At 67.6% G+C, this 24,003-nt stretch carries 25 protein-coding genes; 13 read left to right on the forward strand and 12 right to left on the reverse strand.

Going from position 1 to position 24,003, the window contains the following annotated elements; translation table 11 throughout:
- The first annotated feature begins 132 nt into the window (after positions 1-132).
- Genes ACH4TG_RS05315 through ACH4TG_RS05325 form a run of 3 tightly spaced genes read left to right on the forward strand, consistent with a single transcriptional unit; the run spans position 133 to position 2,486 of the window.
- On the forward strand, positions 133-921 hold the full coding sequence (locus ACH4TG_RS05315; RefSeq protein ID WP_398240803.1) for a GntR family transcriptional regulator: 789 nt from the start codon (positions 133-135) through the stop codon (positions 919-921).
- Positions 918-1,682: a glycosyltransferase family 2 protein gene (locus ACH4TG_RS05320; RefSeq protein ID WP_398240804.1), complete on the forward strand. Its 765-nt coding sequence runs from the start codon at positions 918-920 to the stop codon at positions 1,680-1,682. The genes ACH4TG_RS05315 and ACH4TG_RS05320 overlap by 4 nt, the downstream gene beginning before the upstream one ends.
- Before the next feature lie 30 nt (positions 1,683-1,712).
- A complete protein-coding gene (locus tag ACH4TG_RS05325; protein WP_398240805.1) occupies positions 1,713-2,486 on the forward strand; it encodes an SAVMC3_10250 family protein in 774 nt (257 codons plus the stop codon).
- Between the two features lie 20 nt (positions 2,487-2,506).
- Here the strand turns inward: ACH4TG_RS05325 and ACH4TG_RS05330 are convergent, their stop codons facing one another.
- Both ACH4TG_RS05330 and ACH4TG_RS05335 read right to left on the reverse strand, forming a co-directional pair.
- The gene (locus ACH4TG_RS05330; protein ID WP_398240806.1) at positions 2,507-3,118 is read right to left on the reverse strand and encodes a hypothetical protein; all 612 of its coding nucleotides are present in this window, start codon (positions 3,116-3,118) and stop codon (positions 2,507-2,509) included.
- Between the two features lie 52 nt (positions 3,119-3,170).
- A complete protein-coding gene (locus ACH4TG_RS05335) occupies positions 3,171-3,926 on the reverse strand; it encodes a GntR family transcriptional regulator (RefSeq protein WP_398240807.1) in 756 nt (251 codons plus the stop codon).
- Positions 3,927-3,985: 59 nt separating this feature from the next.
- Here ACH4TG_RS05335 and ACH4TG_RS05340 point away from each other — a divergent pair, with 59 nt between their 5' ends.
- The 3 genes from ACH4TG_RS05340 to ACH4TG_RS05350 all read left to right on the forward strand — a co-directional run bounded on the left by ACH4TG_RS05340 (position 3,986) and on the right by ACH4TG_RS05350 (position 5,657).
- A complete protein-coding gene (locus tag ACH4TG_RS05340) occupies positions 3,986-4,291 on the forward strand; it encodes a hypothetical protein (RefSeq protein ID WP_398240808.1) in 306 nt (101 codons plus the stop codon).
- A gap of 239 nt (positions 4,292-4,530) precedes the next feature.
- On the forward strand, positions 4,531-5,292 hold the full coding sequence (locus ACH4TG_RS05345; protein ID WP_398240809.1) for a GntR family transcriptional regulator: 762 nt from the start codon (positions 4,531-4,533) through the stop codon (positions 5,290-5,292).
- Positions 5,289-5,657: a hypothetical protein gene (locus ACH4TG_RS05350; protein ID WP_398240810.1), complete on the forward strand. Its 369-nt coding sequence runs from the start codon at positions 5,289-5,291 to the stop codon at positions 5,655-5,657. The genes ACH4TG_RS05345 and ACH4TG_RS05350 overlap by 4 nt, the downstream gene beginning before the upstream one ends.
- 64 nt (positions 5,658-5,721) lie before the next feature.
- On the opposite strand, the gene ACH4TG_RS05355 is transcribed toward ACH4TG_RS05350, so the two are convergent.
- On the reverse strand, positions 5,722-6,645 hold the full coding sequence (locus tag ACH4TG_RS05355) for an FkbM family methyltransferase (RefSeq protein WP_398240811.1): 924 nt from the start codon (positions 6,643-6,645) through the stop codon (positions 5,722-5,724).
- A gap of 150 nt (positions 6,646-6,795) precedes the next feature.
- On the opposite strand from ACH4TG_RS05355, the gene ACH4TG_RS05360 reads away from it, so the two are divergent.
- The 3 genes from ACH4TG_RS05360 to ACH4TG_RS05370 all read left to right on the forward strand — a co-directional run bounded on the left by ACH4TG_RS05360 (position 6,796) and on the right by ACH4TG_RS05370 (position 8,481).
- Entirely contained in the window at positions 6,796-7,383 is a 588-nt protein-coding gene (locus ACH4TG_RS05360; protein WP_398240812.1) for a hypothetical protein, read from the forward strand.
- 185 nt (positions 7,384-7,568) lie between these two features.
- Complete coding sequence (locus ACH4TG_RS05365; RefSeq protein ID WP_398240813.1) at positions 7,569-7,754, forward strand: hypothetical protein; 186 nt, start codon at positions 7,569-7,571, stop codon at positions 7,752-7,754.
- On the forward strand, positions 7,744-8,481 hold the full coding sequence (locus tag ACH4TG_RS05370) for a hypothetical protein (RefSeq protein WP_398240814.1): 738 nt from the start codon (positions 7,744-7,746) through the stop codon (positions 8,479-8,481). The genes ACH4TG_RS05365 and ACH4TG_RS05370 overlap by 11 nt, the downstream gene beginning before the upstream one ends.
- A gap of 6 nt (positions 8,482-8,487) precedes the next feature.
- On the opposite strand, the gene ACH4TG_RS05375 is transcribed toward ACH4TG_RS05370, so the two are convergent.
- The 5 genes from ACH4TG_RS05375 to ACH4TG_RS05395 form a co-directional block, all read right to left on the reverse strand.
- Positions 8,488-9,342: a hypothetical protein gene (locus ACH4TG_RS05375; protein ID WP_398240815.1), complete on the reverse strand. Its 855-nt coding sequence runs from the start codon at positions 9,340-9,342 to the stop codon at positions 8,488-8,490.
- A gap of 615 nt (positions 9,343-9,957) precedes the next feature.
- Positions 9,958-10,251 (reverse strand): hypothetical protein, encoded by a 294-nt coding sequence (locus ACH4TG_RS05380; protein WP_398240816.1) that lies wholly within the window; start codon positions 10,249-10,251, stop codon positions 9,958-9,960.
- Between the two features lie 153 nt (positions 10,252-10,404).
- Positions 10,405-11,823 (reverse strand): hypothetical protein, encoded by a 1,419-nt coding sequence (locus ACH4TG_RS05385; protein ID WP_398240817.1) that lies wholly within the window; start codon positions 11,821-11,823, stop codon positions 10,405-10,407.
- A 716-nt stretch (positions 11,824-12,539) separates the two neighbouring features.
- On the reverse strand, positions 12,540-13,241 hold the full coding sequence (locus tag ACH4TG_RS05390; protein ID WP_398240818.1) for a class I SAM-dependent methyltransferase: 702 nt from the start codon (positions 13,239-13,241) through the stop codon (positions 12,540-12,542).
- A 72-nt stretch (positions 13,242-13,313) separates the two neighbouring features.
- Positions 13,314-13,775, reverse strand: coding sequence for a hypothetical protein (locus ACH4TG_RS05395; RefSeq protein WP_398240819.1), 462 nt, complete (start codon positions 13,773-13,775; stop codon positions 13,314-13,316).
- Positions 13,776-13,945: 170 nt separating this feature from the next.
- Here ACH4TG_RS05395 and ACH4TG_RS05400 point away from each other — a divergent pair, with 170 nt between their 5' ends.
- Both ACH4TG_RS05400 and ACH4TG_RS05405 read left to right on the forward strand, forming a co-directional pair.
- A complete protein-coding gene (locus ACH4TG_RS05400) occupies positions 13,946-15,205 on the forward strand; it encodes a histidine kinase (protein ID WP_398240820.1) in 1,260 nt (419 codons plus the stop codon).
- The gene (locus tag ACH4TG_RS05405) at positions 15,193-15,843 is read left to right on the forward strand and encodes a response regulator (RefSeq protein WP_398240821.1); all 651 of its coding nucleotides are present in this window, start codon (positions 15,193-15,195) and stop codon (positions 15,841-15,843) included. Before ACH4TG_RS05400 ends, ACH4TG_RS05405 begins: the two co-directional genes overlap by 13 nt.
- A 292-nt stretch (positions 15,844-16,135) precedes the next feature.
- Here the strand turns inward: ACH4TG_RS05405 and ACH4TG_RS05410 are convergent, their stop codons facing one another.
- From ACH4TG_RS05410 to ACH4TG_RS05425, 4 genes are all read right to left on the reverse strand, one after another.
- Positions 16,136-18,406: an FG-GAP repeat domain-containing protein gene (locus ACH4TG_RS05410; protein ID WP_398240822.1), complete on the reverse strand. Its 2,271-nt coding sequence runs from the start codon at positions 18,404-18,406 to the stop codon at positions 16,136-16,138.
- 164 nt (positions 18,407-18,570) lie between these two features.
- Positions 18,571-18,774, reverse strand: coding sequence for a hypothetical protein (locus ACH4TG_RS05415; RefSeq protein WP_398240823.1), 204 nt, complete (start codon positions 18,772-18,774; stop codon positions 18,571-18,573).
- Positions 18,775-19,203: 429 nt separating this feature from the next.
- Complete coding sequence (locus ACH4TG_RS05420; RefSeq protein ID WP_398240824.1) at positions 19,204-19,704, reverse strand: hypothetical protein; 501 nt, start codon at positions 19,702-19,704, stop codon at positions 19,204-19,206.
- 56 nt (positions 19,705-19,760) lie between these two features.
- Complete coding sequence (locus ACH4TG_RS05425) at positions 19,761-20,159, reverse strand: hypothetical protein (protein ID WP_398240825.1); 399 nt, start codon at positions 20,157-20,159, stop codon at positions 19,761-19,763.
- 186 nt (positions 20,160-20,345) lie between these two features.
- Between ACH4TG_RS05425 and ACH4TG_RS05430 the strand changes: the two genes are divergently transcribed.
- Positions 20,346-22,694 (forward strand): tetratricopeptide repeat protein, encoded by a 2,349-nt coding sequence (locus tag ACH4TG_RS05430; protein WP_398240826.1) that lies wholly within the window; start codon positions 20,346-20,348, stop codon positions 22,692-22,694.
- A gap of 128 nt (positions 22,695-22,822) precedes the next feature.
- Positions 22,823-23,956: an FG-GAP-like repeat-containing protein gene (locus tag ACH4TG_RS05435; RefSeq protein WP_398240827.1), complete on the forward strand. Its 1,134-nt coding sequence runs from the start codon at positions 22,823-22,825 to the stop codon at positions 23,954-23,956.
- The last annotated feature ends 47 nt before the right edge of the window (positions 23,957-24,003 follow it).

Below are 24,003 nucleotides of genomic sequence, written 5' to 3' on the forward strand. Positions count from 1 at the left end.
AGTCCTCAAGAGATCCTGTCCTCAGGTCCTCTTTAGGAGTAGCTAGAACTATGAACCCTCAGTCCTCAACTCGTCAAGACCTCTTTAGGAGTTGTAAGCTGGCGCAGCCAAACGATGAGGACGGTGACCGGCATGGCCAAGTCGTACGAACGGATCGCCGACGATCTACGTGACCGCATCCGCGCAGGTGAACTCGCACCCGGCGACCGTCTCCCCACGGAGACCGTCCTCGTCGAGCGGTACGGCAAGAGCCTTCCGACCCTGCGCCAGGCGCTGGGCCTCCTCCAAGCCGAGGGGCTGATCGAGAAGCAGCACGGCCGCGGGAACTTCGTCCGCCGGCCGCGTACTCCCGTGCAACGGACCAACGTCCGCCACCAGTGGGAGAAGGACCGGGCCCGCGAACCCGAGCCACAGCGCAAGAAGACCGGCGCCACCGAGCACGACACCGGGCTCGAAGTGGACGACCTGGTGTTCCAGGCGTCATACGGCCTTGTCGAGGCGGGCGAGGAACTGGCGCAGATCTTCGATGTGCCAGTCGGCACGGTCATGGTGGAGCGCACCTATCGCACCCGCTACGACGCGGAGGACTACCCGTTCAGCCTCGTCGACTCCTACCTCGTCCGCGATGTGGTCGCTACGAACCCCGATCTCCTGGACGCGTCGAACGAGCCGTGGCCCGGCGGTACGCAGAGCCAACTCCACACCATCGGCATCGAGCTGGACCGGATCGAGGAGCGCGTCCTGGCCCGGCCACCGTCCGTCGAGGAGGCCGAGGAGCTCGGCCTGCCCCCCGGCACGTCGCTGATCATCCTGGGCAAGACCTCGTACGACACCACCGGCCGTGTGGTGGAGCATTCGTTCGTCCGGCTGCCGGGCGACCGCACCGTCATGACCTTCGTCACCCCACTGGAAAGGTGGTGACCGCCGTGGCGGACCGCCGCATCGACGTCATCACCGCCGTGCACGCCCCCTCCGCACTCTTCCTCGCCGACGCCTACAAGTCGCTGTGCACACAGGAGTTGCCGGACGGCTGGGAGTGGCACTGGATCATCCAGGAAGACGGCGCCAGCGACGCCGTACGCCCCCACGTCCCGGACGACCCGCGGGTTACCTTCCACCAGGGCCGCCCCGGCGGGCCGGGCGTCGCCCGCACCATGGCCCTGGCCTACACCTCCGGCCCCTACGTCAAAGTCCTGGACGCCGACGACCAGTTGACCCCCGGAGCCCTGGCCCGCGACCTCACCCTTCTCGAAGGCGATGCCACCCTCGGCTGGGCTACCTCCCGCGTCCTGGACCTTCTCCCAGACGGCTCAACGGCCGGCTTCGACCAGGACCCCGAGGACGGCCCCATCGAACGCGGCGCCGTCGTCGAGCACTGGAAGGCCCACGACTACCGCGCCCAGGTCCACCCCGCGACCCTCTTCATCCGCCGTGACCTCCTCCTCGCCCTCGGCGGCTGGATGGCCCTCCCCGCCTCCGAGGACACCGGCCTCCTCCTCGCCCTCAACACCGTCAGCCGCGGCTACTTCACCCGCGAGTACGGCCTCCTCTACCGCAAGTGGGAAGGCCAAGCCACCGCCCAGGCGAGTCACACCGACGCGGCCGAACGCGAAGCCCGTATGGCAGTAGTGCAGGGAAGAGTACAAGCTATGAGTGACTGCGTATGGAACACCTTGGGTTGAGTAGGAACCAGTCTGTGCGCGAGGTGATGAATGCCTGACTTGATTTACGTATCTGAGCGTAAGATCTACGGGCGCTTAGGAATGCAGGCACCTTCCCAGAAGGGCCTTCAGGGAACACTGAAGATTCCGCCGATCGCAGATATATCCGGTTCGACCACCTGGCAGGATTCCCAATCAACGGCTTCACATGCACTGGTTCAGAGGGCAAGGAGAAAGATCGAGCGGGAGCTTCTTCCTGTCGACTTCACTGAGTTCGGATTGCATCCAAATCAGTGGATTCGATTCGATCTGGCCATGGCTCAGGTCGCCGTACATGAGGATAGCGGAAGGCCGCCAGAGGACGTTGCTCTATTCGTGGGTAGCGTGCCAAGCGGATCTAGCGGTCAGCCACGAGATATGGGATTCCTACTCTGCGGCTCCGTTCGCCATTTGCGTACACATGCCATAGTCGGCGGCCGCATGGGGTCGGATACGACATGGCTTCACGACCTGATCCTTGAAGTCGAGGATCGGGAAGAAAACGGCGTAAATGTAATTCCAGAGTTTCTGAGTGAAATCCTGCCTACTCGCAAGAGTCAGCAGTTAATGGAAACCGCGACACAGGGGGTCTATGGCTGGCTCAATCGACGATACCCACCATTGACGCGCGGACGACTCCGAGGACACGCAATCGTGCTCATGGATATCGATAACTCGTCCTGGTTCGACCGACTCTTGGTAGCTACCCCCTTGTATGTCGAAGTGAGCACTGAGTCTACCGCCAACTCCAATTCTCGAAGATTTCTTCGGCGTCGGAATCGCTAACGGGGGAATGCCGTAAACATTTACATCCCGTCTTGCATCAAGTCGGCCCGTGCTTGCGTCTTGATCTCGTGAATGATCGAGATGAGCTCGTTTCGGAGCCCCCATGCCTGCTGATCGAAATTCTCGGCGGACTCCTCGTCGGTTGACTGACGCCTGATGATTGAGGATACGCGCGAGATGAAGTTTGCGTAGGGTGCTTCTAGTTTGGTTACAAGCTTCCTGACCTCGCTGCTCCAGTAGAATTCTGATGAGGCTAGGGCGGCTGGTGGCGAAATGACACTCCAAGGGCGGTCTCCTAAAATGCCGCGGGCTTTGTTGCGTACGTGAGGACGAGATGTTTTAGCACCGGCGTTTATTTCATCGATAGTTCGCTCAAGGGTATGCAGCCAAATCCCGAGATCAACGTAGCTCTTTTTTAGTTCCTCGCGGGCCCGACTTCTTCGGTCGGCTATGAACTGGAGCTCACACTGGCGCTCGAATAGTTGCCTGCTTGCCTCGAAGTGTCGCTCCATCATGGCGACGTCCCGTGCGGTTCCACGGGATGAAAGTACGTAACCAAGGCGGGTGCCAATACCAAGGGCGACTAACGCTGTGGCCAGGTCAACTATGAGGGAAACATTGTCACTTGACATGAGATCATGATTCTTTCGTTCGGTGCCTTCTGTAGCAACGCGGTGCGTTGTGCTAGGAATTCACCGGGACCTCGTAGACGATCTCGCAGAGGCCAGCAGGGACGACGATGTCCGCGGTCTCGACGGGGCGGCCGTCTTCGGCGTAGTAGGTGCGCACGATGTGCGTGACCAGCGTGCCCTTTTGGACCCCGAGCAGGCCGGCCTCCTCCGCGGTCACGGTTCGCGGTGAGGGTTGTTCGACGGCCCGGGTGATCGTGATGCCGATCTCGGCCATGCGGCGGACGACGCCGATGCCGCCGTGCGGGCCGCCCTCGGGGAGGACGACGAGCGTGCCGCCCGTCAAGGCGTACGGCTCCCAACTCGTCGAGAGCTGAACAGGCTTGCCGTCGGCGAGGAACTCGTACGCAGTGCGCACGCACAACTCACCCTCGGCGATGCCGAGTCGGGCCGCGATCTCAACAGGAGCCGGGATCTTCGCGTCCGTCCGGCTCTCCCAAGTGCCCCGCTTCCCCAGAGCTGCCATGTCCGCGGCGAACGGCGAGCCGCCGGCCTGCTCGCGGAAGATTGAGCGGACGATGCGCAATCGCTTGCGCGGCTCCGCCACGTAGGTGCCGGAGCCGGCACGGCCCTCCAACGTCCCCAGAGAGATGAGCAGTTCCTGCGCTCGGCGGATGACGTTGTCGCCGACGCCGTACTCCTGGCCGAGATCGGCGCGGGACGGGAGGCGGTCTCCGGGAACCCACTCCCCGTTCGCGATGCGCTCGCGCAGTACGTCTGCGATGCGGAGGTACGGCGGCTGATCAGGCATGTGGACAATCTAGTCCACTAGCTCTAATCTAGTTAACTAGATTCACTCAGAGTGTTCTGGTGGCAACGGAGGACAGCCTTGTGCCCCCGCCCGAATCACGTATCGCCGAGGTCGCCACGGGCCTCACCGCCGTAGGACTCAGGCCGAAGCGGGTCGAAGACCGCGGCCACACCTCACTTGAGGCAGCCGTGCCGCGAACGTTCCCCGACGCGTCCTGGCCCCGTCTCCTGGCGCTGCTCGGCAAAGCCGACTGGTTCGGTCTCGCCGACAGCAGCGCGCGCGGTCGCTCGTTATGGGCCGCGTTCCACAACAGCACGCCCGCACCGAACGACACCGCCGCCGCGGATGCGCGCGATCAGCCGTAGGAGCTGAGATCTGTGTTCAAACAACTCCGCAGAACCGCTGTCTGGTTCGCCCAGCAGCTCCTCCCTGCCAAGGGAAGTCACCGTCACCGCGCGCCGAGTCATGCCTCGGCAAACCGACAGACGGACCAACCGCCCAGCCCACCTCATCGGTTCGGCCTGCGCCAACCGCATCCTCCGCAGCCGTACCTCCACGGGGACGACGTCCCGCTTGTCCGCCCCTACGTCCTCAGCGCCGAGGAATGGACGGCTCGGCGGCGGAGGGCCACATCGACCAGGCTGCTGGTCTGCACGCCATGACCGCCCGCCACCAGCAAGTGGCCGAGGATCTCCGCCGGCTCATCACGTCCGGCGAACTGGCAGCGGGGGAGCGTTTGATTCCGGAGTCCCGGCTCGCCACGCACTACCGGGTGAGCGTCCCGACATTGCGGGAAGCCCTCGAACTGCTCCGCGCCGAGGGGCTGATCGACAAGTTCCAGGGCCGCGGCAACTTCGTGCGACGGCCGCCCAAGCGGCTGATCTACCCGACGTCACCAGGTAGCGGCCTGCACGTCATCGTCAGCTCGGCCGACATCGCCGCGACCGGCGCCGTATCCACCCGCCTGCGGGTGCCCAGCGACGCTCCCGTCACCGAGTACGTGTGCCTCAGCCACCGTGGCGACAGCCCCCAGTCCCTCGCACGCGTCTACATCCCCCACGGCATAGCCCGCTTCACCATGCCTCACATCGGCGCCTCGCCGTGGGGCGACGACATCCTTCGCCGCGTCGCCGACGAGACCGGGGTGTCCGTGGCGTCCAGCACCGACCTGGTCACCGCCCGTTTCCCCACGGGGGCGGAAGTACAGTCGCTGCGCTTGGGCGCCAAGGTCCCGGTCCTCGCTGTCGAACGCATCAGCACTACCTCGGACGGCGCGATCGTCGCGTACTCGACGCTCGTCCTGCCCGGTGATCGCTCGGAGGTTGTCCTCACCAGCCTGATTGCCCAGAGAGAGGCCCGTGTATGACCGAGCTGCCGACCGAACCGTCATCCGGACAGGAGGTCCATCCCCTCAACTCCGGCCTTCGGTTGCTGCCGTGGACCTCTCCCGAAGGCAAACCCGCCTTCCTCAGCGGTGACGGAGGCCCAGTATCCCAGATGGCCGACGCCATTGAGTCGATCCAACTCGACATGGCACAACAGTTGTTGGATGTTGTTCCGGGTGTTCTCGATAACCCGGGATCCGGCCCGGAAGAGCTTCGCTACACGGGTCGGCGTCTGACGGAGTACCTGACATTGACACTTCGTGTCGCGGTCAGCCGCGGACAACGCGTGACGGCTGCCGAGCCCGAAGAACCGGCGCAGTCCGCGCAACCCGGAAACGTCCCGTAAAAGCAGAAACGGCGGCTGCCCGGTACACCAAGCAGGGTGTACCGGGCAGCCGCCGCTTTCGAAGTCAAGGCAGGGTCTCCGTGTCGACCCGCGAGAAGATCAGATCGCTCTCGTCCGTCACGGGGCCGCGCCACCGCACGGGTACCGCGGACGCGCCGCTGAGCGCCGAGGGATACGTCTCCGCGGCATACTCATTGGCGAGCCGGTACACGTGGAAGCCGTGGTCCCGCATGGTGTCCAGCAACTCCTCGACGGAGTCGCCGAGTTGCTCCATGCGCTCGGGCGTCACCTCGACCGTGATCTCGGCGTCCGGGCGGAGGTGGTCGAGCAGTGGAGCCATGCCGCGGACGACGCTGCCCTCGGCGCCCTCCACGTCGACCTTGATCACCCGCGCCTTCGCGATCTCGTCCGCGTCCAGGATCTCCGGCAACGGCTGCGCCTCGATCTCGAACTTCGACTCCACGGGGCCGTCCCAGGGGACGATGCTGTTCGCGCCCATGTTGTTGTTGCTGGACAGGATGAACGTCAGCGTCTGCCGCTTGTCGGAGACGGCCACGTGCGCGATGCGGACGTTGTCGCAGCCGTTGAGCTGTGCGTTCTGCCGGAGCCGGTTGTTGAACGCTTCCGAGGCTTCGATGGCGACGACGCGGCCCTCGGGGCCTACGAGTTGGGACGCCAGCACGCTGAAATAGCCGATGTTCGCGCCGACGTCCACGAAGGTGTCGCCGGAGCGCAGCCGGCGCGTGAGCCACTGCGTCATCCGCGGCTCCCACACGCCGAACAGGTAGAGGTACCGCTGGATGAGGTCCTGGGTGTCGACGGCGAACCGTGCGCCGATGGCCGTCTCGGTGACGCGCCGACGCGGTTCATCGCGGAGGTGCGGGTTGAGGAGCTGGCCGGCCAGAGGGGCTTTGAAGAGGGTGCCGGGGGCATTGCGTACGTACCAGCGACCCAGGGTGACCAGGGTCTCTGAGGTGGGGTTGCTCATCCGTTCGCCTCTCCGCGAGCTGCCACAGGCACGGTAGCACTGTGCCGCGATGCGGCCTGGCCTGGCGGAATTCCTGAGTTCGCCCCGGTCGGCGACCCGGCCTCCTAGAATCCTCAAGACGTCTTTATGACTCGGCGGGTGGGGGACGGCTTGAGCACGTCGGAGCAGCTACTGACGATCGCCGCCGTCCTCCTGGGCGCTCTCACCACCTACGTCACCAACTACTGGACCGAGCGGCAGCGCATCCGCCGCGAACTGCTCACGCGCTGGGACGACAGGAAGCTCAGCGCCTACGAGAACTACGTCGACCGCGTACGCGCGGCCGTCTTCCTGGCCGTCGAGCTGTACGAGCACCGCGAGGGCATCCGTCTCAGCGACGACCCGGAGCCCCAGCTCCGCGCCCAGCTGGCCGACGCCATCCGCTTACAGGGCCGCGCGTTCGAGCGCATCATGCTCCTGGCCGGCGACGAGGTGATCGAGGTCGCCCACGACCTCAACGCGGCCTCGCGCGAGGTCGACTGGCAGGCGACCGGGAAGCAGCCCGGCACCCTGGACGACTGGCGCGAGCGTAACCGGGCCGTCTTCCGCTGCATCAACGCCCTCCACGAGGCGGCCCGTGTCGACCTGGGTGTAAGCGGCTCCGTCATCGGTGACAGCCACCAGGACCGTGACTTGCTGTTGCCGCCGACCCGTCGCGACCGTTCGGATCAATCTGATCACGGCCCGGTCATGGGGTGAGGGAGCCGAGGGCTATCGCGACTCTTGATCCGTCGGCCACTCTTCTGACCTGCGACTTTATCGATCTTCTGATCCGGGTAGCTCGTATGGTGAGGCTGAGTTTGGCGGATGTCCCTTCACGTTCTACGGTCGTTGTCAGTGCGGCCTGCTTGACTGTTCCGCATCGACCGACGGAGGAGCGCGCCATGTCAACGATGATTCGCACGACGCGTGAGGAACTTGAAGCACAGCGCGAGCGGCTTCTCGAAGAGGTCGGCATGACCGACGGCCAGCTGGCAGAGCGCGCTGCAAGCTACAGCCTGAACTCGGACGAGCTGGACGTTTGGCACACTATCCAAGGCATCGACTACCTTCTTGACGGTGACCGCTGACGACGAGCCCACTCTCGAAGACAAGGCGACCGAGTTCGCTGACGAGTTGACACATCTGACGCGGGGAGTCCTGGCTGAGGACTCCCCGCAGTTCCTTGCTCGGAATCTGGGGGACCGCGTCTACGTGACGTCGATTGGGGACGACGCGAAGGCGTGCCAGGTGCCGATCAGCATCGGAGGCGTGTCCTGCCTCACTTTGTCCGCACAGTACTGGTGCTGTTGGGACGGGACTGGTAAGTACCTGGCAACGGTCACCGCCAAGGTTCATGTGTACTTCACCGACTCTCGTGAACCACTTGTTAGATACGAGTACGAGCGGGAATGGGAGAACCCTCCTGGGGCTCATTTCCACGTGCACGCACATCGAGACGAGATGGCATATCTTCTGCGTCTCGCTGAGCGAAAGGGACGCCCGAACGACGGGATGCGGAAGCGCTCACTTCCGCGACTCGCAGAGGTTCACTTTCCCGTGGGAGGACATCGGCTCCGACCAGCGCTGGAGGACGTGCTGCTCCTTCTTGAGCGGGAGTATGCGATTGACGTATTGCCTGGCTGGGATAGCATCATTGAGCGTCATATGCGTGAATGGCGAATATTGCAGCTTAAGGCAGCCGTCCGCGACGCCCACGAAGAAGCTGCGGCGACACTTCGCGAGATTGGCTATGACGTGACCCCATCCGACCGGGTCCGTCCGCAAGACCCTACCGCGCGACTATACCGGCCGTAAGGTGCTTCACATCGGATTATCAAACCCTTCCGCGGATTCCTGGGTCGCAGAGAGTTCTCTCGTAGGCCTTTCAGCGTGCGGCGGTATCAACAACTGCGCCATGGTGTCCGGGTCTGGATTGAATCCGAGTTGTTCCATGGCGGCAGTGGCTTTAAGCCGATCTTTGAGGTCGGGGTCCGCTACGCGTTCAATTAGCGATGTGGCTTTCTCGAATCGGTCGTTCGAGTCGATTTTATCGGCGACCCCCTTGGCCTCGTTGGTGATGTGTTCATCTTTCCGTCGGGCTTGTCTATTCAAGATTCCACCCGCCGCAGTGAAGACTGCTCCCACTGTTCCTGAGGCCCACTTGACGCCGCTTTGCCCGTCGCGGAATGCTAGAAGGGCTATGCAGGCGAGAACGATGGCGCCGCCGGAGATCATAAAAACAACGCTCACCCAAAACATTATGTTGGATTGGGTGAGAGAGCGATTCAGGAAGTTGAAATGGAAGTCTTGTTGCTTCTCTGCGAGGGAAACCCGCTGCGTTCGCTGGTCCGTTGATTCGCCGAGTGTGTTAGTTTGTGATCCCGACCCGCTGACAGAGTTAATCACCGTGTCGCCGCCGGTGACGACAATATGCTGAACAATTTCTTGCGTTTTCTGCCGTCTCTCCGACAGGTATTGGAGTCGACTATTGGCTCTATTTACCGCCAACTCCAACCTCTCGCGTAAAACTCGAAGCCGTTCTTTTTCGCTATCGGATATGGAGTCATTCTGGAGTTCCCCGTCAGCTTTTCGGAGGGCTCGATTGCGGGTGGCCAGTTCATCCTTCGCCAGCGCCCACTCCGAAGCCAACAGCTCCTCCGGGTCTTCTTTCACCATGATCGCCCCGAATCCCCACCCTCTGTCCAGCGTTGAGGCATCAGGGTACCCGCGCCGACAGGTACCGCACGGCCGAATCGAAGGCGGTGTCACGAAGAACGTGTACTGATTGGCCAGGGGCTATGGGGTGGGTGGTGGAGGGGAGGCTTCGGACCCCCTGTGCGCCACGTCCAACTCCTTGTGGAGTTCGGAGACTGCTCGGCGGTCACCAGTGTGGGTGGCGGCGCTCCGTGCATCACATCGCGTGTGCGCGTCGGGAGTGCAACCTGTGGTCGAATTGCCTGGCGTGGGACAACGCCTGGCACCAGGAGGTGCGGGGCATCGTGTGGTCAACCTGTGGTCAGACTCCACCGGGACATCGAGTGCTGCCCAACTCCCTTGCTGGTCACCGTGCTTGTACTTCCCTCAGGAGTAGTTCCCTTGAAAACCGTCGTGGCAGCGATGTCACCGTGGGTTCAAATCCCACAGCCTCCGCCAGGATGGAAGTAGCAGCAGGACAGAGCGGGTGCCCCGAGCTTCGGGGCACCCGCTCTTTCGTGTCCTGTCTCACCTTGAGCCGCCGGTATCCCGGCCGCGGTCAGTCCGTACGGGCCATGCGCGGGCCAGATTCGGTGACTACGCTCCGTCGCTCGGCCCGGCTTCCGCGCTGGCCAGAGCCCTTGTGATGCGGGCGTTGTCCGCCTCCTCCCGTCCCTTGATCACCTTCGCGTAGAAGCGGTAGAGGACGGTCACGCTGTGGCCGGCGCGGCGTGCGACCTCCACCAGATCGACCCCGGCCCTGAGCCACAGGGACACGCAGGCGTGACGCAGCGAGTACGGGACTTCTGCCAGGGGCGTCCCCTGGTCAGCGTTGGAGAGCGCCTGGCACCGCGCGAGTTGCCACACTTCGGCGTACTCGGTGGAACGCAATCGCCCTCCTCCAGCGGCCCGAAAGAGGCGGCCATCGGTGGCTGTGCGGTACTCCGCGAGATGCGTGCGGAGCATGGACACGAGCGCCGGCGGGATGGGCACGGTTCGAGCGGGTCCGGGGTGGACGGTGGTGCGCCGTTCACCCCGGTGGTGTCAGCCGTGACGGTGGTGGCCGTTCTGGGGGCCGTGGCCATGGTGGGCGTGGCAGTCGGAGAGCTGGAAGGAGGCGATACGGGTGTTCCAGTTTCCGGTGCCGTCGGCAGGTTGGTACTGGTTGGTGTACCAGAACGTACAGCCGTCCACCGGGTCGACCGCCATGGAGGTGTAGTCACCCCAGCGGTTGCTCCCGGTCTGGGAGCCTGCGCCCGTCCACACGGTGGTTTCGTGGAACGTCATCAGGTTCGGCGGGTCGTGCGCCAGGCGTCCGGTGACGCGGATCGAGGGACGGGTCCGGGACGACGACTGCGAGTATCCCAGGGCGATGTCGCCGTTCTTGTCCATGGCTGCGGAGCCCATCCACCGGTACGTGGGGTCCGGAGCGTAGGTGCTCTGCTGGCGGACGACCGGTCGGCCGTGGCGCAGCCGCAGTTCGTACCAGCGCACGCCCACTCCGCCCCGGGCATCGACCGCCTGGTTGACGACCAGGGACTCGTGGTCGCCGAAGTTGCGGTAAGCGAACCGGTACATAGGAGAGTAGGAGAGCGAATCCAGTTTCTGGGTGGTGCCGGCCTGGGGGACGCAGTGGGTGGGATCGGTACTCTCGCAGGCCCGGGTGTAAGGGGCCACCTTCAACTCCTGCGGGCCCGTGAGGGTGGTGCGGGCGTGGTCTGCCCAGTCGACGTGGAACCGCCAGTACTGCAGCGTGTCGTCGGTGGGGCCGAGGTTGATCAGCAGGTTGGGCTCGCCCCGCGGGGGTGGGGTCGTGCCGTCGAGGTCCGAGCCGATCGGGATGGTCGAAGCCGGGAGGGTGTAGCACTGCTGGTCGGCGTCGGCTCCGCGCAGCATCCTGTCCCGGTCCCAGGCGCACGCCTCGAAGAGCGACCCGGCGGCGGTGGCGACCACGTAGTAGGCGTCCGGCCACACCGCGAACTTCGGGTGGTCGGGGAGGGTCTGATACCCGAATGCGTAGCGGTAGTACTCGCCGGTGGCGTCCGCGGTGCGGGAGACGCCCACGCACAGTCGATTCGTGTTGGTTGCGGGGTCGCTGGCGAACTGGTTGATGATCCAGCGGTGGGCCAGGGAGTCCCAGCGGACTTCGGGGTCCCCGAGGAAGTCGTTCTCGGCGTTCTCGCACGGTCCGCCGAATCCGCTGAACAGGGTCTCGGTGGTCAGTGGCCCCAGCAGGGTGGTACCGGACTTGGAGTACACCGCGAGTTTGAAGTTGGTGATCTCTACGACCTGGCGGGAGCCTACCGAGGCGTTGGGGTCAGGAGGGGTGCCCCCGCCTTCCCGGACGCCCTCGAAACTGACGCCGAACCGGATACGCCCCCGGCTGCCGTTGCGGTTCTGCACCACCCGGTCGGGACCGGCGGCCCTGACGGAGGACGGGTGCGGCCCTTTTCTGGGGGGCATGGGGTCGGATGCGCGCCGGAGCTGTCTGGAACTTTGCGACAGCTCACGCAACGGCGGCGAGGTGTCATGGTGCACTGCGGGGCCGGAGTCAGGGGACCGAGTAGCCTGCGCGTGGTCGACCGTCCTTAGTGCCGTTCTGGCGGCGGGCGCGGCGGACCACGCAGGGGAGGCCAGCAACGCCGCTCCCACCGAGGCGACGGCAACGATCGAACGCAAGGCACGGGATACGTGCATCAAACCTCCGAACGGGTCGGTGAGCCAGACCCGTTCGGCCACCTGGTGACGGCGGCATTCGAGACAAACCCCACGCGTGTGCGGGGGCTGTCGCGACCTCCCCGCGACCCCGCGCCCCGGGGGCAGGTCGAGGCCACAATATGAGGGCGGGTGACTCAGATGTGTGTTTGGAAACCTAGTTATCCACCTCGTCCGCTCACTGCTGGTCGACGGGTGTCGGGATGCGGTTCAGCCGTATGGCGCTGCCTACATGACGGGAGTACGCGAGCCAGCCGCACCGGAGGGTCCGATGAGCAGGTCTCACCGCTCCAGCGGTGGACCTTCTTGCCTGCTGGGCCGTCCGGATGACGCTGTGGACCCACCACATCTGGCACTCGTCCACCCCGATCACGAGGGGATGGAGTCCGAGCTTGCGCATGTCCGCGAGTGCCGAGGTGACCTTGGACTCCGGGCAGAGGTCCTTGGGCAGTTCGCGCAGGACTTCAGCCGTGGCTGGCCGCGGTGGGGGCCGCGGTAGGGGCCGCGGTTGCGGCCGCGGCTGTGCAGGGGCGGAAGCGGGCGAGGTATGCCGGGCTTGGGCCGCGGCGCTCGGTCAGGTGGAGGCCGGCGCCGTCGGCGAGCCGGTGCAGTCGGCCGAAGGGGATCCAGTGCCGGTCGAAGAACTCGCCGATCACCAGCCGTCCGCCTGGTGCCAGCACCCGTGCCGCCTCGCGCAGTACCCGATCCGGCTCGGGGATCTCGCCGAGCGCGGTCACGGCGTATACGGCGTCGAATGTCCCATCGGCGTAGGGCAGTTCGCGTGCGTCCGAGCGGGTGGGCCTGATCGTCGCCACGCCGTCGCGCTCGGCCCGGCACATCACGTGGTCGAGCATCTCCTGCTGGATGTCGAGCACTTCGAGCCGTCCCTCCGGCCCGAGCTGCGGGGCGACATGCAGCGACTGCAGGCCGGTCCCCGGGCCGATCTCCAGGATCCGTTCCCCCGGCCGCGGTTGCAGTACGGCGTCCATCCGGTCGGCTGTCAGGAACGGCAACGGCACGTCGAGAAGGCCGCGTTGGGCGTACGGATAGGGCGCCGTGTCGCCCATCCACCAGGCGGCGGCCAACGCGGCGCCGACGCCGGCGGCGACCGCCCAGCGGGTCCGGGCCGGGATCGGGGAGATGGGGGCGGTAATGATGCGGTGCATGGTGTTCTCCGGTGGATCGATACGGTTCGGGATCGTCGTTCGCGGTAGGCGGTAGGCGGTAGGCGGTAGGCGTCACGCGCGCCGGCCCAGCGCCCGCAGCGCCAGCCGGCCGCACAGCGCGGCGAGCGGCAGCTCGGCACCGAGCGCCATGGCGACCGCGGTGGCGAAGTCGCCGCCCGGGGCCGCGGTCGTGGTGTCGAACCAGGCGTCCACCGCAAGCAGCGTCGCGGTCGCGGCGGCCGCCAGGGCGTGCCGCCGGTCACCACGGGCGGCGAGGAGGCCGGTGGCGATCAGGCCGAGCGCCTCCAGCGCGTCGAGCCCGACCCAGGCGACCGGCCAGTGCGCCGCGGTCGCGGTGGCCGGCAGGCCGGTGGCCAGCACGTACAGCCACGGCAGCAGGCCGAGCCCGCAGGCGACCAGCAGCGCCCCGGCCCGCCGCATGCCCCGCGCCGGGCGCGGCTCCTCCGCCTCTTCGTACAACGGGATCACCTCGGCGCCGGCCACTTCCTCATCGCACAAGGCCAGTTGACGCATCCTCTTCCCCCGCTCCCCGTCGGCTGTCCCCTTCACGTGCTCCACCCTCCGCCGCACACCAGGCGCCGTCAGTCACGCAGGGTTCCGACCTGGGGTGGAGACAAGTGCACCCCTGAACCGGGCGGGAGCGTCATGGCACGGGGATGGCCTGCGGCTTTACCGTTTGACGCATGCAATTCACGACGTGGCTGCAGCTGGTGCTGGGCCGGCCGTTCCGCAGGGCGGGACACCGGGCTGCGCTCGTCGCCGCCGGCCTGCCGCTCCACCTCGCCGTTGTGCCCATGTGGCTCTGGCTGCTCGGCACGTTGGCGGCGTTGGTGCCGGCCGTGACTCCGCTGCCCGTGCTGCTCACGCTCCTGGTGACACCCCTGCTGACCGCCGGGCAGCGGCTGCGCTACCGGGCACTCATCGGCAAGGACCTCCCGCGCCCCGCCGCACCCGGGCCGGGGCGCAACTGGAAGTCGGCGGTGCGCCGGCTGACGTCGCGGGCCTTGTGGCGGCAGGTCTGCTACCACGCCGTGGCGGGTCCGCTGCTGGCCGTCCTGGATCTCGCCGTCCTCGCCGTCTGGGCCGCCGGTCTCGTGGCCGCCTCCATCTACGTGTGGATCTGGGCGCTGCCCCCGCAATGGCGGGTCACCGAATTCGGGTACACCACGCAGGCCGCGTACATCACCGCCGGCGGCCTCGCCCTGCTGTTCCTCGGGCCCCGGCTGACCGGCGCTCTGGTGCGGCTGGACACCCGGGCGGCCGAGGTACTGCTCGGCCCCAGCCGCACGGAGAAGCTGACCCGCCGGGTCGCCGACCTCGCCGAGAGCCGGGCCGGCGTGCTCGACGCCGCCGACGCCGAGCGGCGGCGGATCGAGCGCGATCTGCACGACGGCGCGCAGCAGCGCCTCGTCTCGCTCGCCGTCAACCTGGGCCTGGCCAGGGCCACCCTCGGCGACCTGCCGGCGGATGCCCGCAAGGTGATCGACGAGGCGCACCGCGAGGCGAAGGAGGCGATCGCCGAGCTGAACAGCCTGGTGCGCGGCCTGCATCCGGCCGTCCTTGAGGACCGCGGCCTCGACGCCGCGCTGTCCGGGGTCGCCGCCCGCCTCCCGATCCCGGTGCGCGTGGCGGTGCACCTGCCGCAGCGCCCCTCACCCACGGTCGAGGCCGTCGCGTACTTCGTGGTCTCCGAGGCCCTGACGAACGTGGTCAAACACGCCCAGGCGACCCGGGCGGATGTGACCGTGGAGCGGATCGGGGAGACACTGCTGGTGGTCGTCGCGGACGACGGCGCGGGCGGCGCGGATCTCGCAGCGGCCGGCGGCGGTACCGGGCTTGCCGGGCTCGCCAAGCGCGTCGCGTCCGTCGACGGCACGTTCTCCTGCCGCAGCCCCGCCGGGGGCCCGACCGTCATCACCGTGGAGCTGCCGTGCGCGCCGTGATCGCCGAGGATTCCCTCTTGCTGCGCATCGGCGTGGTCAAGGTGCTGGAGGCGGCCGGCTTCGAGATGTGCGCGCAGGTCGCCGACGCAGAAGGGCTGCTGGCGGCCGTCGAGGAGCACCGTCCCGACATCGCCGTGGTCGACGTGCGCATGCCGCCCGGCTTCACCGACGAGGGAGTGCGTGCCGCGCTGGTGATCCGCCGCCAGTATCCGCGTACCGCCGTGCTCCTGCTGTCGCAGTACGTGGAGGAGCGGTACGCCGCCGATCTGCTCGCCGCCAACACCTCGGGCGTCGGCTATCTGCTCAAGCAACGGGTCGCCGACGTCGAGGAGTTCACCGAGGCGGTACGCCGGGTGGCGGCCGGCGGCACCGCGCTCGACCCGCAGGTCGTGTCGCAGCTGCTGGTGCGTCGGCACAGCGATCCGCTCGACCGGCTGACACCGCGCGAGCGGGAGGTGCTGGAGCTGATGGCGGGCGGCCGGTCCAACTCCGGCGTCGCCGCCGAGCTGGTGGTGAGCGAGAGCGCTGTCGCGAAGCACATCAACAGCATCTTCACCAAGCTCGACCTGCCCAAGGCCGACGCCGACCACCGCCGCGTCCTGGCGGTGCTGCGCTTCCTGGGCGTTGCGACCGGGTAGTAGGCGATCCTGTACCTGCAGTTCCCCGGCAACGCGAAGCCGACCCGGCTGAACGTTTCGTTCCACTCACGCGATGACGTGGAAGACTTCCTGAAGAAGTTCCCCGCGAGCACCGGGCAGGCATGACCGAGACCGTGCCAGACCACCCACCTGGGCACTACAGCAGCAAGCCGCACGGTGATCACGGCAGGTCGGCAGCCTACGGAGGTACACCTGCGCGGGACGGGCCGACGGTGCTCTGCTCCGCCCCCGTCACCCCGCGCGGCTGCGTGTGCCGATGGTCGCGGGGTCGTCAGAAGATTGCGAGGTTCCAGAAGTCAGGCTTGGTGCCCATGGTCGCCTTGCGCGGTGCGAAGGGTGCGCGCCAGTTGCCGGTGCCGGTGTACACGTAAGTGGTTCCTGCGCCGTAGCCGATGAGGTCAGGGCGTCCGTCGCGGTTGGCGTCACCGACCGCGACGAGTTGGCTGTAGGCGTTCCAACCGCCGCCGATCCTGGTCCGGGCGGCGAAGGTTCCGTTGCCCTTGCCGAGGTAGAGCCACAGGATGCCGTCCTTGTCCCGGGCCACGAGGTCGCCGGCGTCAGCCCCCGCGATGTTGCCGACGGCGGAGATCCGGTTGTAGATCTGCCAGCCGCCGCCGATCTTCCTGCGAGGAGCGAAGGGCGCGGAGAGGGAGCCTGTGCCCGGGTAGAGCCACAGGACCCCGGTCTTGTCGATGGCGAGGAGGTCGGGCCTGCCGTCGGCGTTCAGGTCGCTGCCAGCGGTGATCGTGTCGTAGATCTGCCAGCCGCCACCCACTTTCGTGCGGGGCCGGAAGGGCGCGCCGCCCGGTGTGCCGGTGCCCTCGTAGACCCACAACGTGCCCGTCCTGTCGCGGGCCACGATGTCGGACGCGGAGGTGCCGCCCAGGTTGCCGGCGGACGCGAACCGGTCGTAGGTCTGCCAACCCGGACCGACGGTCGAGGCTGACGGCAAGTAGTACAGCCGGCCGCCGTCCGCGCGGAAGGCGGTGTCAAAGCGGTTGAGCATGCCCGTGGAACTGACCACGAGAAGGTCGGGGGATCCGTTGTCGCTGAAGTCGTGCGGTGCTGGCTTGCGGGTCACCGTGAACGTCCCGGAGAGCTCCGCCGCGGGACCGATGCCGTTGAGCGGGGTTGCCTTGATGTGCCAGGAGTAGGCGCCGTTGTACGCGGCGATGAACTCGCCCGACTCGCCTTTGACCAGATCAAGCCGGCCGTCCCACGGAACACTGAGGGTCTGCGGGCCGGGGGTCCAGGTGTCATAAGGAATCCGCGTCACGGCCCATCGCCGCTGGGACGCCGTGTGGACAACCTCGATGTCCACCCGCGCGCCGGGGCGGCTGAGCGTGGTGTCGAAGGAGAAGGCGCCGCGATTGCGGTCGAGGTCGATCACGGGGGGAACGGTCCCCTGGATCTCGATCGCCGTCGGCTCGCCGCTGCTGGCCACCATGGTGGCGACGGGCGTCCCTTGCGAGTCCAGGGAGATCCGGTACTCACCCTCTCCTTGGGCCAGGGTGCCGCCCTGAGCCATGACCGTGCCGTCGGCCGCGGTCAACGCGCTGAAGGCGTCGTCCAGCAGCTTGACGGTGGCGCCGGTCTTCAGGGAGAGGGCGGTCAAGGCGTAGAGCGGGTTCGGGTCAGTGGCCAGTTCGCCGCCCTTCTGCGCGTACAGGACCCAGTCCTGCAGCAGGTCGACGCTGAGAGAGCCGGCTCCTGTCAACGCGATGCGCTGATCCAGGCCGCCGCCGCGCGGGGAGACGACGACGGTCCGGCCCCCGCTCCGGTTGGTCTGTCCCCAGGCCAGGTACGTCGACGAGGCCGACATGCCGGTCACTACTGAGGCGTCCGGCGTGTCGCGTGCCTCGACGACCGCAGCGGTGGCGATGTCCACGAGCGCAAGGTGGTAGGTCGGCGACGCGGGGGTGTCGGTGGCGTAGCGGGCGATCAACGTGCCGGCGGGGGTGTCGGTGGCTGCACCGTCGAAGTGGGCGTTGTCCGGGAGGCCGGTGACCCGCCGGTCGCGAAGGATGCCGTCCTGCATGTCGACGAGGTGCAGGTCGTTCCCACCGGCCGCGTTGGGGACGGTCATGACGAGCGTGGCACCCACGGGACGGAGCAGGGTGTAGCTGCTGCCGAGGGTGCTGCGTTCGATCCGCACCGGTGGGCCGGCGGCGCTCATGTCCCGCAGGATGAACGCGTCGTCCTGCTCCTGGACCACGATGTCGGACGGGGAACCCGCCGCCTTGCCGCCCAGTTCGGTCGTGGACCCGTCTGCCCACCGCGTCCACCGTGGATGGGGATCGGGGCCCTGGACGACGCTGAGGAATCCGGTCCTGCCGATGCCCGTCACCACCACGCCGGCCGGCATGCTGATCGGCGTCTGCCCGGCCGTGGGTCCGGCGGCGGTGCCACCCGTGGCAGTCGAAGCTGCGATGGCCGGAGGCGGTGACAAGACGAGTGACAATGAGGTCCCGGCAGTCAGGGTGAGTACGGCGGTGACGGCCGCGGTCAACCGCCGGCGGACCACGGGACCGGTCTGGCTCACGTCTTTTCCTCCTCCGACGACCTGGCGCACCCGGCGCCTTCCAGATCGGGACACCCGGAAGCGTCGAATGGTTGTACGCAGACCGACTTTTTTGACTCAAGTGCCCGGCCCAGCGGGGCGATTGGGGGAGCGACGTTGCGCGGGCGGACCAGCCGTGGGCCGGATCAGCGGCCCGAACGGCGGCGGCGCGACACGGCCTTGGCCGTCTCACAGCACTGCCCGACCGCGCCGAGCACGACCAGGGCCCAGATGGCCGTGTGGTCCTGAACTCTTCCTGAGGCGATGGCCGTTGCAATGCCGCCACCACTCACGACGCTCCATGTGAGGGAGAGCCGCAGGCGCGGATCGGGCTCGTCGTTCTTGGCCACAGGTGCACCTGACTGGGGCAGCGGTCCGGACCCCGAGAGGGGCGGTCGCCACCCGTCGGGTTGGTGGCCTCAGCATAGCGAAGCCTTGCAATCCAAGCCACTTGGGCGATTCCAGCGAAGAAACCATCGTGCGTGGTGCGATTTCCCCTGGTGAACCTACGAATCGTTGGTCGTGGCAAGAGCTCGGCTACTCCGACGCAGGCGCCGCAGTGAGGACCTTCAGGTAGTGGCGGAAGACGGCCTCCGCCGCCGCGGTGAACGCAGGGAGGGGCGGCCTCCATTGTTCGGAGGCCGCCCCTGCCTGGTTGCCTGGCCCACGTGTGTGCCCCCGGATCACACGGTCGACCGGTGCGCGGTCGGCCTGTGGTCAGGCTCCGGAGCCCGGGACGGCGGGGCGCTTTCCGCCATCCGCCCCGGGGAGTCAGGAGGCTAGGGCTGGTCGACGTAGATGCGCGGGCTCTGCGCGTTGCCGTAGTAGGCGTAGTTGTTGTTGATGGTGGCCCAGTAGCCGATCTGGAGGACGTAGACGCCCGGGCCGGGATGGGCGAGGGTGCCCCTGGGCGCCCAGAGGTTGAAGCTGTCGCCGGGAGCGGAGTAGTTGACCCCGTCGGAGCTGGTCCAGCCGGCACAGCCGAAGTCGAAGTCCACTTCGGTGCTTCCGTTCCCCAGCACCCGCAGCAACTGCGCGCAGTAGTCCGCGTTCACCCTGTTGGGGTTCTCGGCTTCCAGAGAGCCGAAGACGAAGCTCGAACTGTTCACGTAGAGGCAGGGGTTGAGGGTGATACCGCCCGGCTCCTTGGCCCAGCCGGCGCTGTCGGAGCGGCAACCGCCGCCCCAGGTGTTGGCCGAGGCACTCGTGGCCCCGGCCCCGACGATGGCGCCGGCCAGCAGCACCGAGGCCGACAGGGCCAGGCCGATACGACGGAACATGGGGCTACCTGCCTTCGGCGAAGGGTCGCAATTCGACGGGCTCTCGGGTGTGCGCGTCAGAAATTGCATTGCGGGATGGTGTGGTTGTGGAAGTCCGCGGCCCCGTCGACGTAGGGCGCGAAGGTCCACGCCGGGTAGACGTACGCCGTGTAGCCGGTCAGCCGGTAGAAGGCCCTCCAGGTGTGGTACCAGACGTCCCCGGCGCTGCCGATGTACGCTCCGGCCTTCCAGCAGTCGTACTGGACGGCGTCTCCTCCCGGGCGGAGATCCGCCCAAGGCACCTTGGCCGAACTCGCGTCCGGCATGCTGTAGAGGCCGACCCAGTGCGTCGTGGTCAACGGCTCCCAGGTCAGGGTGCTCTCGTCCGCGTGGGCCGTGCCGACCGTGGCCGCCGCGCACGAGACGGCGAGTGCCATGGCCACGGCTCCCGAGGTGAACAGGCGTTTCAACCGCATGGAATTCCCCCTTGTGGAACGAACGGCAAGGCTGCCGATGTCGGGAACGGCCTGCTGTCCCGACGACGTCGAGCCTGGCAGTCAAGAGGTTCCCAACCCCAGGAGGTTGGCGGGCAGTTAAGGGGAAGTTGTGGCTACGCTCTGAGTGAGTGGTTCGGGGAGACAGCTACGGGGAGGGGCAGGGCCGTGGAAACGACCCCGTTCGGTTCGGTGCTGCGCGAGTGGCGGCTGCGGGCCGGCCTGACGCAGGAGGATCTGGCCGGGAGATCCGGCCTCTCTCCCCGCGCCATCCGTGATCTGGAGCGCGGCAGCGCGCGGCATCCCCGGCTCAGCACGGTGCGCCTGCTGGCGGACGCACTGGAACTCACCGATCAGGACAGGGCCCGTCTGATCTCCGCCGCGCGACCGCCGGCAACTCCCGCCGTCGAGCAACTGGCCCAGGCAGGGGAGGAACAGGATCAGCACGCCGCCCCGGCCGCGAGAAAGCGGCCTCCGGCGCAACTTCCCTCAAGCCTTGCGGACTTCACCGGGCGCTTCGCCGACAGCGTCGCGCTCGCCGACGTGTTGACGGCGGCGGGTCGGGGCACGGGCGCCGTTCCCGTCGCCGTGGTGGTCGGGCCTGCCGGGATCGGGAAGAGCAGCCTGGCCGCGCACGTCGCCCACCAACTGGCCGAGGCGTTTCCCGACGGGCAGTTGTTCGTGCAGCTGAGGGGCGGTGGCACAGCACCGCTCTCCCCTGGCGAGGGGCTCGCCCAACTGCTGCGCGGCCTGGGCGTCGAGGGAGGCGACGTACCGACCGACCAGGACGAACGCGCGGCGCTGTACCGCAGTACGCTCTCGGGCCGCCGGATGCTGATCGTGCTGGACGATGCCGCCGACAGCGCCCAGGTCCGCCCGTTGCTGCCCGGTCGTGGCCCGTGTGCCGTGCTGGTGACCAGCCGCAACCGCCTGGCCGCGCTGGACGGATGCCACCGCGTCGGCCTCGGTCCGCTCGACGCGCTCGAAGCACGTGAACTGTTCGTACGCATCGCGGGCCCTCACCGGTACGGCGCCGAGGAGAAGGCCTGCGCCCGGGTGCTCGACGCGTGCGGTGGGTGGCCCCTGGCGATCCGGATCGCGGCGGCACGGCTGCACGCCGACCCGGACTGGACGGTTCAGGCCCTCGCCGCCAGGCTCACCACGGAGCAGGGCCGCCTGGACGAACTGAGCGTCGAGGACCGGGCGGTGCGATCCAGCTTCGCCGTCAGCTACGCGAGCCTGCCGACTCCCGTCTACGAACCCTCGGACCCGGCGCGCCTCTTCCGGCTCCTCGGCCTGCCCGCGGGAAGGGACATCAGCCTCCCGGCGAGCGCGGCGCTGCTCGGAACGAGTCCCGAACACGCGGCACGGGCGGCGCAGTTCCTGACCGAGACGCACCTGCTCCAGGCTCCGGCGCCCGGCCGCTACCAGTTCCACGACCTGCTGCGTCTCTACGCCGCGGAACGGGCCGCCGCCGAGGAGGCGGACGCCGACCGGCACGAGGCCATGCGACGCCTGGTGACCTGGTACCTCCACACCGCCACCGCTGCCGCCGGCCGGCTCCGGACCCTGCCGCTCCGCCTCGACCTGCCTCCCCTCTCCCCGGCCTGCCGGCCGCTGGACTTCGCCGACCGCGCCGCGGCGCTCACCTGGCTGGAGGCCGAACGCTCCAACCTGGTGGCCGCCACCGAGCAGGCCGCCCGGCTGGAGATGTTCGACCTGGCGTGGCAACTCCCGGTCAGCCTCTGGACTTTCTTCGACCTGCGGAAGTACTGGACCGACTGGCTCGGCACGTATCGGGTCGGCCTCGACGCGGCGCGGAAGATCGGCGACCGGAACGGCGAGAGCCGCATCCTCAACGGCCTGGGCATCGCCCACCACGACCTCAACCGCAACGAGGAGGCACTGGCGTACTACGGCCAGGCCCTGGCGGTTCGGGTCAGCAGCGGCGACCGGATCGGCCAGGCGACGGCCCTGGGCAACATCGGGAACGTCCTGCAGAACCTCGGGCGCAGCGACGAGGCATTCGTCCAGTACCAGCAAGCGCTCGCCATCAGCCGGGAGATCGGTGACCTCACGAGTGAGGCGAACACCCTCAACAACATCGGCCACGCGCAGCTCGGACTGGGCAAGCTGAACGAAGCCGCGACGAGCTTCCTGGAATCAGCGTCGGTCTACGAGGCCGCCGGCTCCCCGGCCGCCGTCGGCATCGCGCTCGGCAACCTCGGCGAGGCCCAGCTGAAACTCGGCGACCACCGGACGGCGTTCGCCAGCCTGACCCGGGCACTCGCGCTGCACCGGCAGTCCGGGAACGTCTACTGCGAGGCCACGGTCCTGGTCAATCTCGGCAACGCCCTGTGCAGCCAGGGCCAGACGCCCGAGGGACGCCACCACTGGCAGCAGGCGCAGATCGTGCTCGACCGCATCAACGACCCCCGCGCGGTCAAACTCCGCGCCGAGTTGGAGAGGATCACGCCCGAGACGCGCGTGATCAACGACGCCAGGCTCCGGGAGTAGCTAGGATGCGCTCCTCGGCGCCGCGTGGGCGCCGACTCAACGCATTGCGCTCTAGGGGGGGGTACGTGCGTTTTTCCGTGCGCGCGCTCATCACTGCCGCGGCTGTCGGCGCAGGTCTGCTGACCGGGGTGGGGCCGGCTCACGCCGCAACCGGCTATGACCGGTGCGCCTGGGGGAAGGTCTGCGTCTTCGACGGCGCCCGCGGTACCGGCGCCATGACCGAGATCACCGGCGACCGTGCGTCCCTGGGGAGTTGGGACAACCGGATCACTTCGATCGCGAACTTCGGCGACCTCGCCATGTGCCTGTACTCCGACGCGAACTACGGCACTGTCGGGGGAGACGAGTGGCTCCTGTACAACGGGACCCTCTCGCTCGACGAGAGCCCGACCCCGCAACTCGACAACGCGATCAGCTCGGTGGAGTTCTCCCGGGACGGCTCGGACTGCGGCACCCCGCGCGACTACACCCGCTGGGGCGCTTACATCGGCCGCCGGCCGGCTGGTCTGCCGGCCGCGTCGCAGTTCGGTGACCTCGACAACGACGGATTCGCCGACCAGGTGTCGCGCAGCAAGGACGGGCTGCTCTATTCCGAGGCGGGCCAGGGCCCCGGTCGCCGCATCGGCGGTGGGTGGAACTCGATGACGAAGCTGGTGCGGCACGGGGACTACAACGGGGACGGCCGGGAGGACATCTTCGCCCGGGACACCTCGGGCGTGCTGTGGTTCTACCCGGGCGACGGGCACGGTGCGTTGGGCGCGCCGGTGAAGGTCGGCGGCGGCTGGAACAGCATGCGGCAGCTGGCGGCGGTCGGCGATCTGAACGGTGACGGCAGGCGGGACCTGGTGGCCGCGGACACCGCGGGTGTGCTGTGGCTCTACCCGGGCAACGGCCGGGGCTCGTTCAGTACCCGGGTGGAGATCGGCAGCGGCGGCTGGAACTCCATGAACGCCCTCGTCGGTTCCGGCGACCTCACCGGTGACGGCAGGAGCGACCTGGTGGCACGGGACACGTCCGGGCGCCTGTGGCTCTACCCCGGCAACAGCAAGGGACGGTTGGGGGCCCGTACGAAGATCGGCAGCGGCGGCTGGAACGCCATGCAGGAGATCTACGGTGCCGGTGACGTCAGCGGGGACGGCCGTCCGGACCTCGTCGCGCACGACCGCTCCCACGACGTCTGGGTCTACCGCGGCACCGGCACCGGCACCATCAGGGCCCGCGTGTACGAGGGCTGGGCCCGCGAGGCCCAGTTCGTCTTCTGACCGGCCCGCTGCACTCTGCCGCCGCACCCGTGCGGCGGCCCTCCCCG

The sequence above is a fragment of the Streptomyces sp. NPDC020917 genome, from assembly GCF_044333795.1.
Taxonomy (GTDB): Bacteria; Actinomycetota; Actinomycetes; order Streptomycetales; family Streptomycetaceae; genus Actinacidiphila.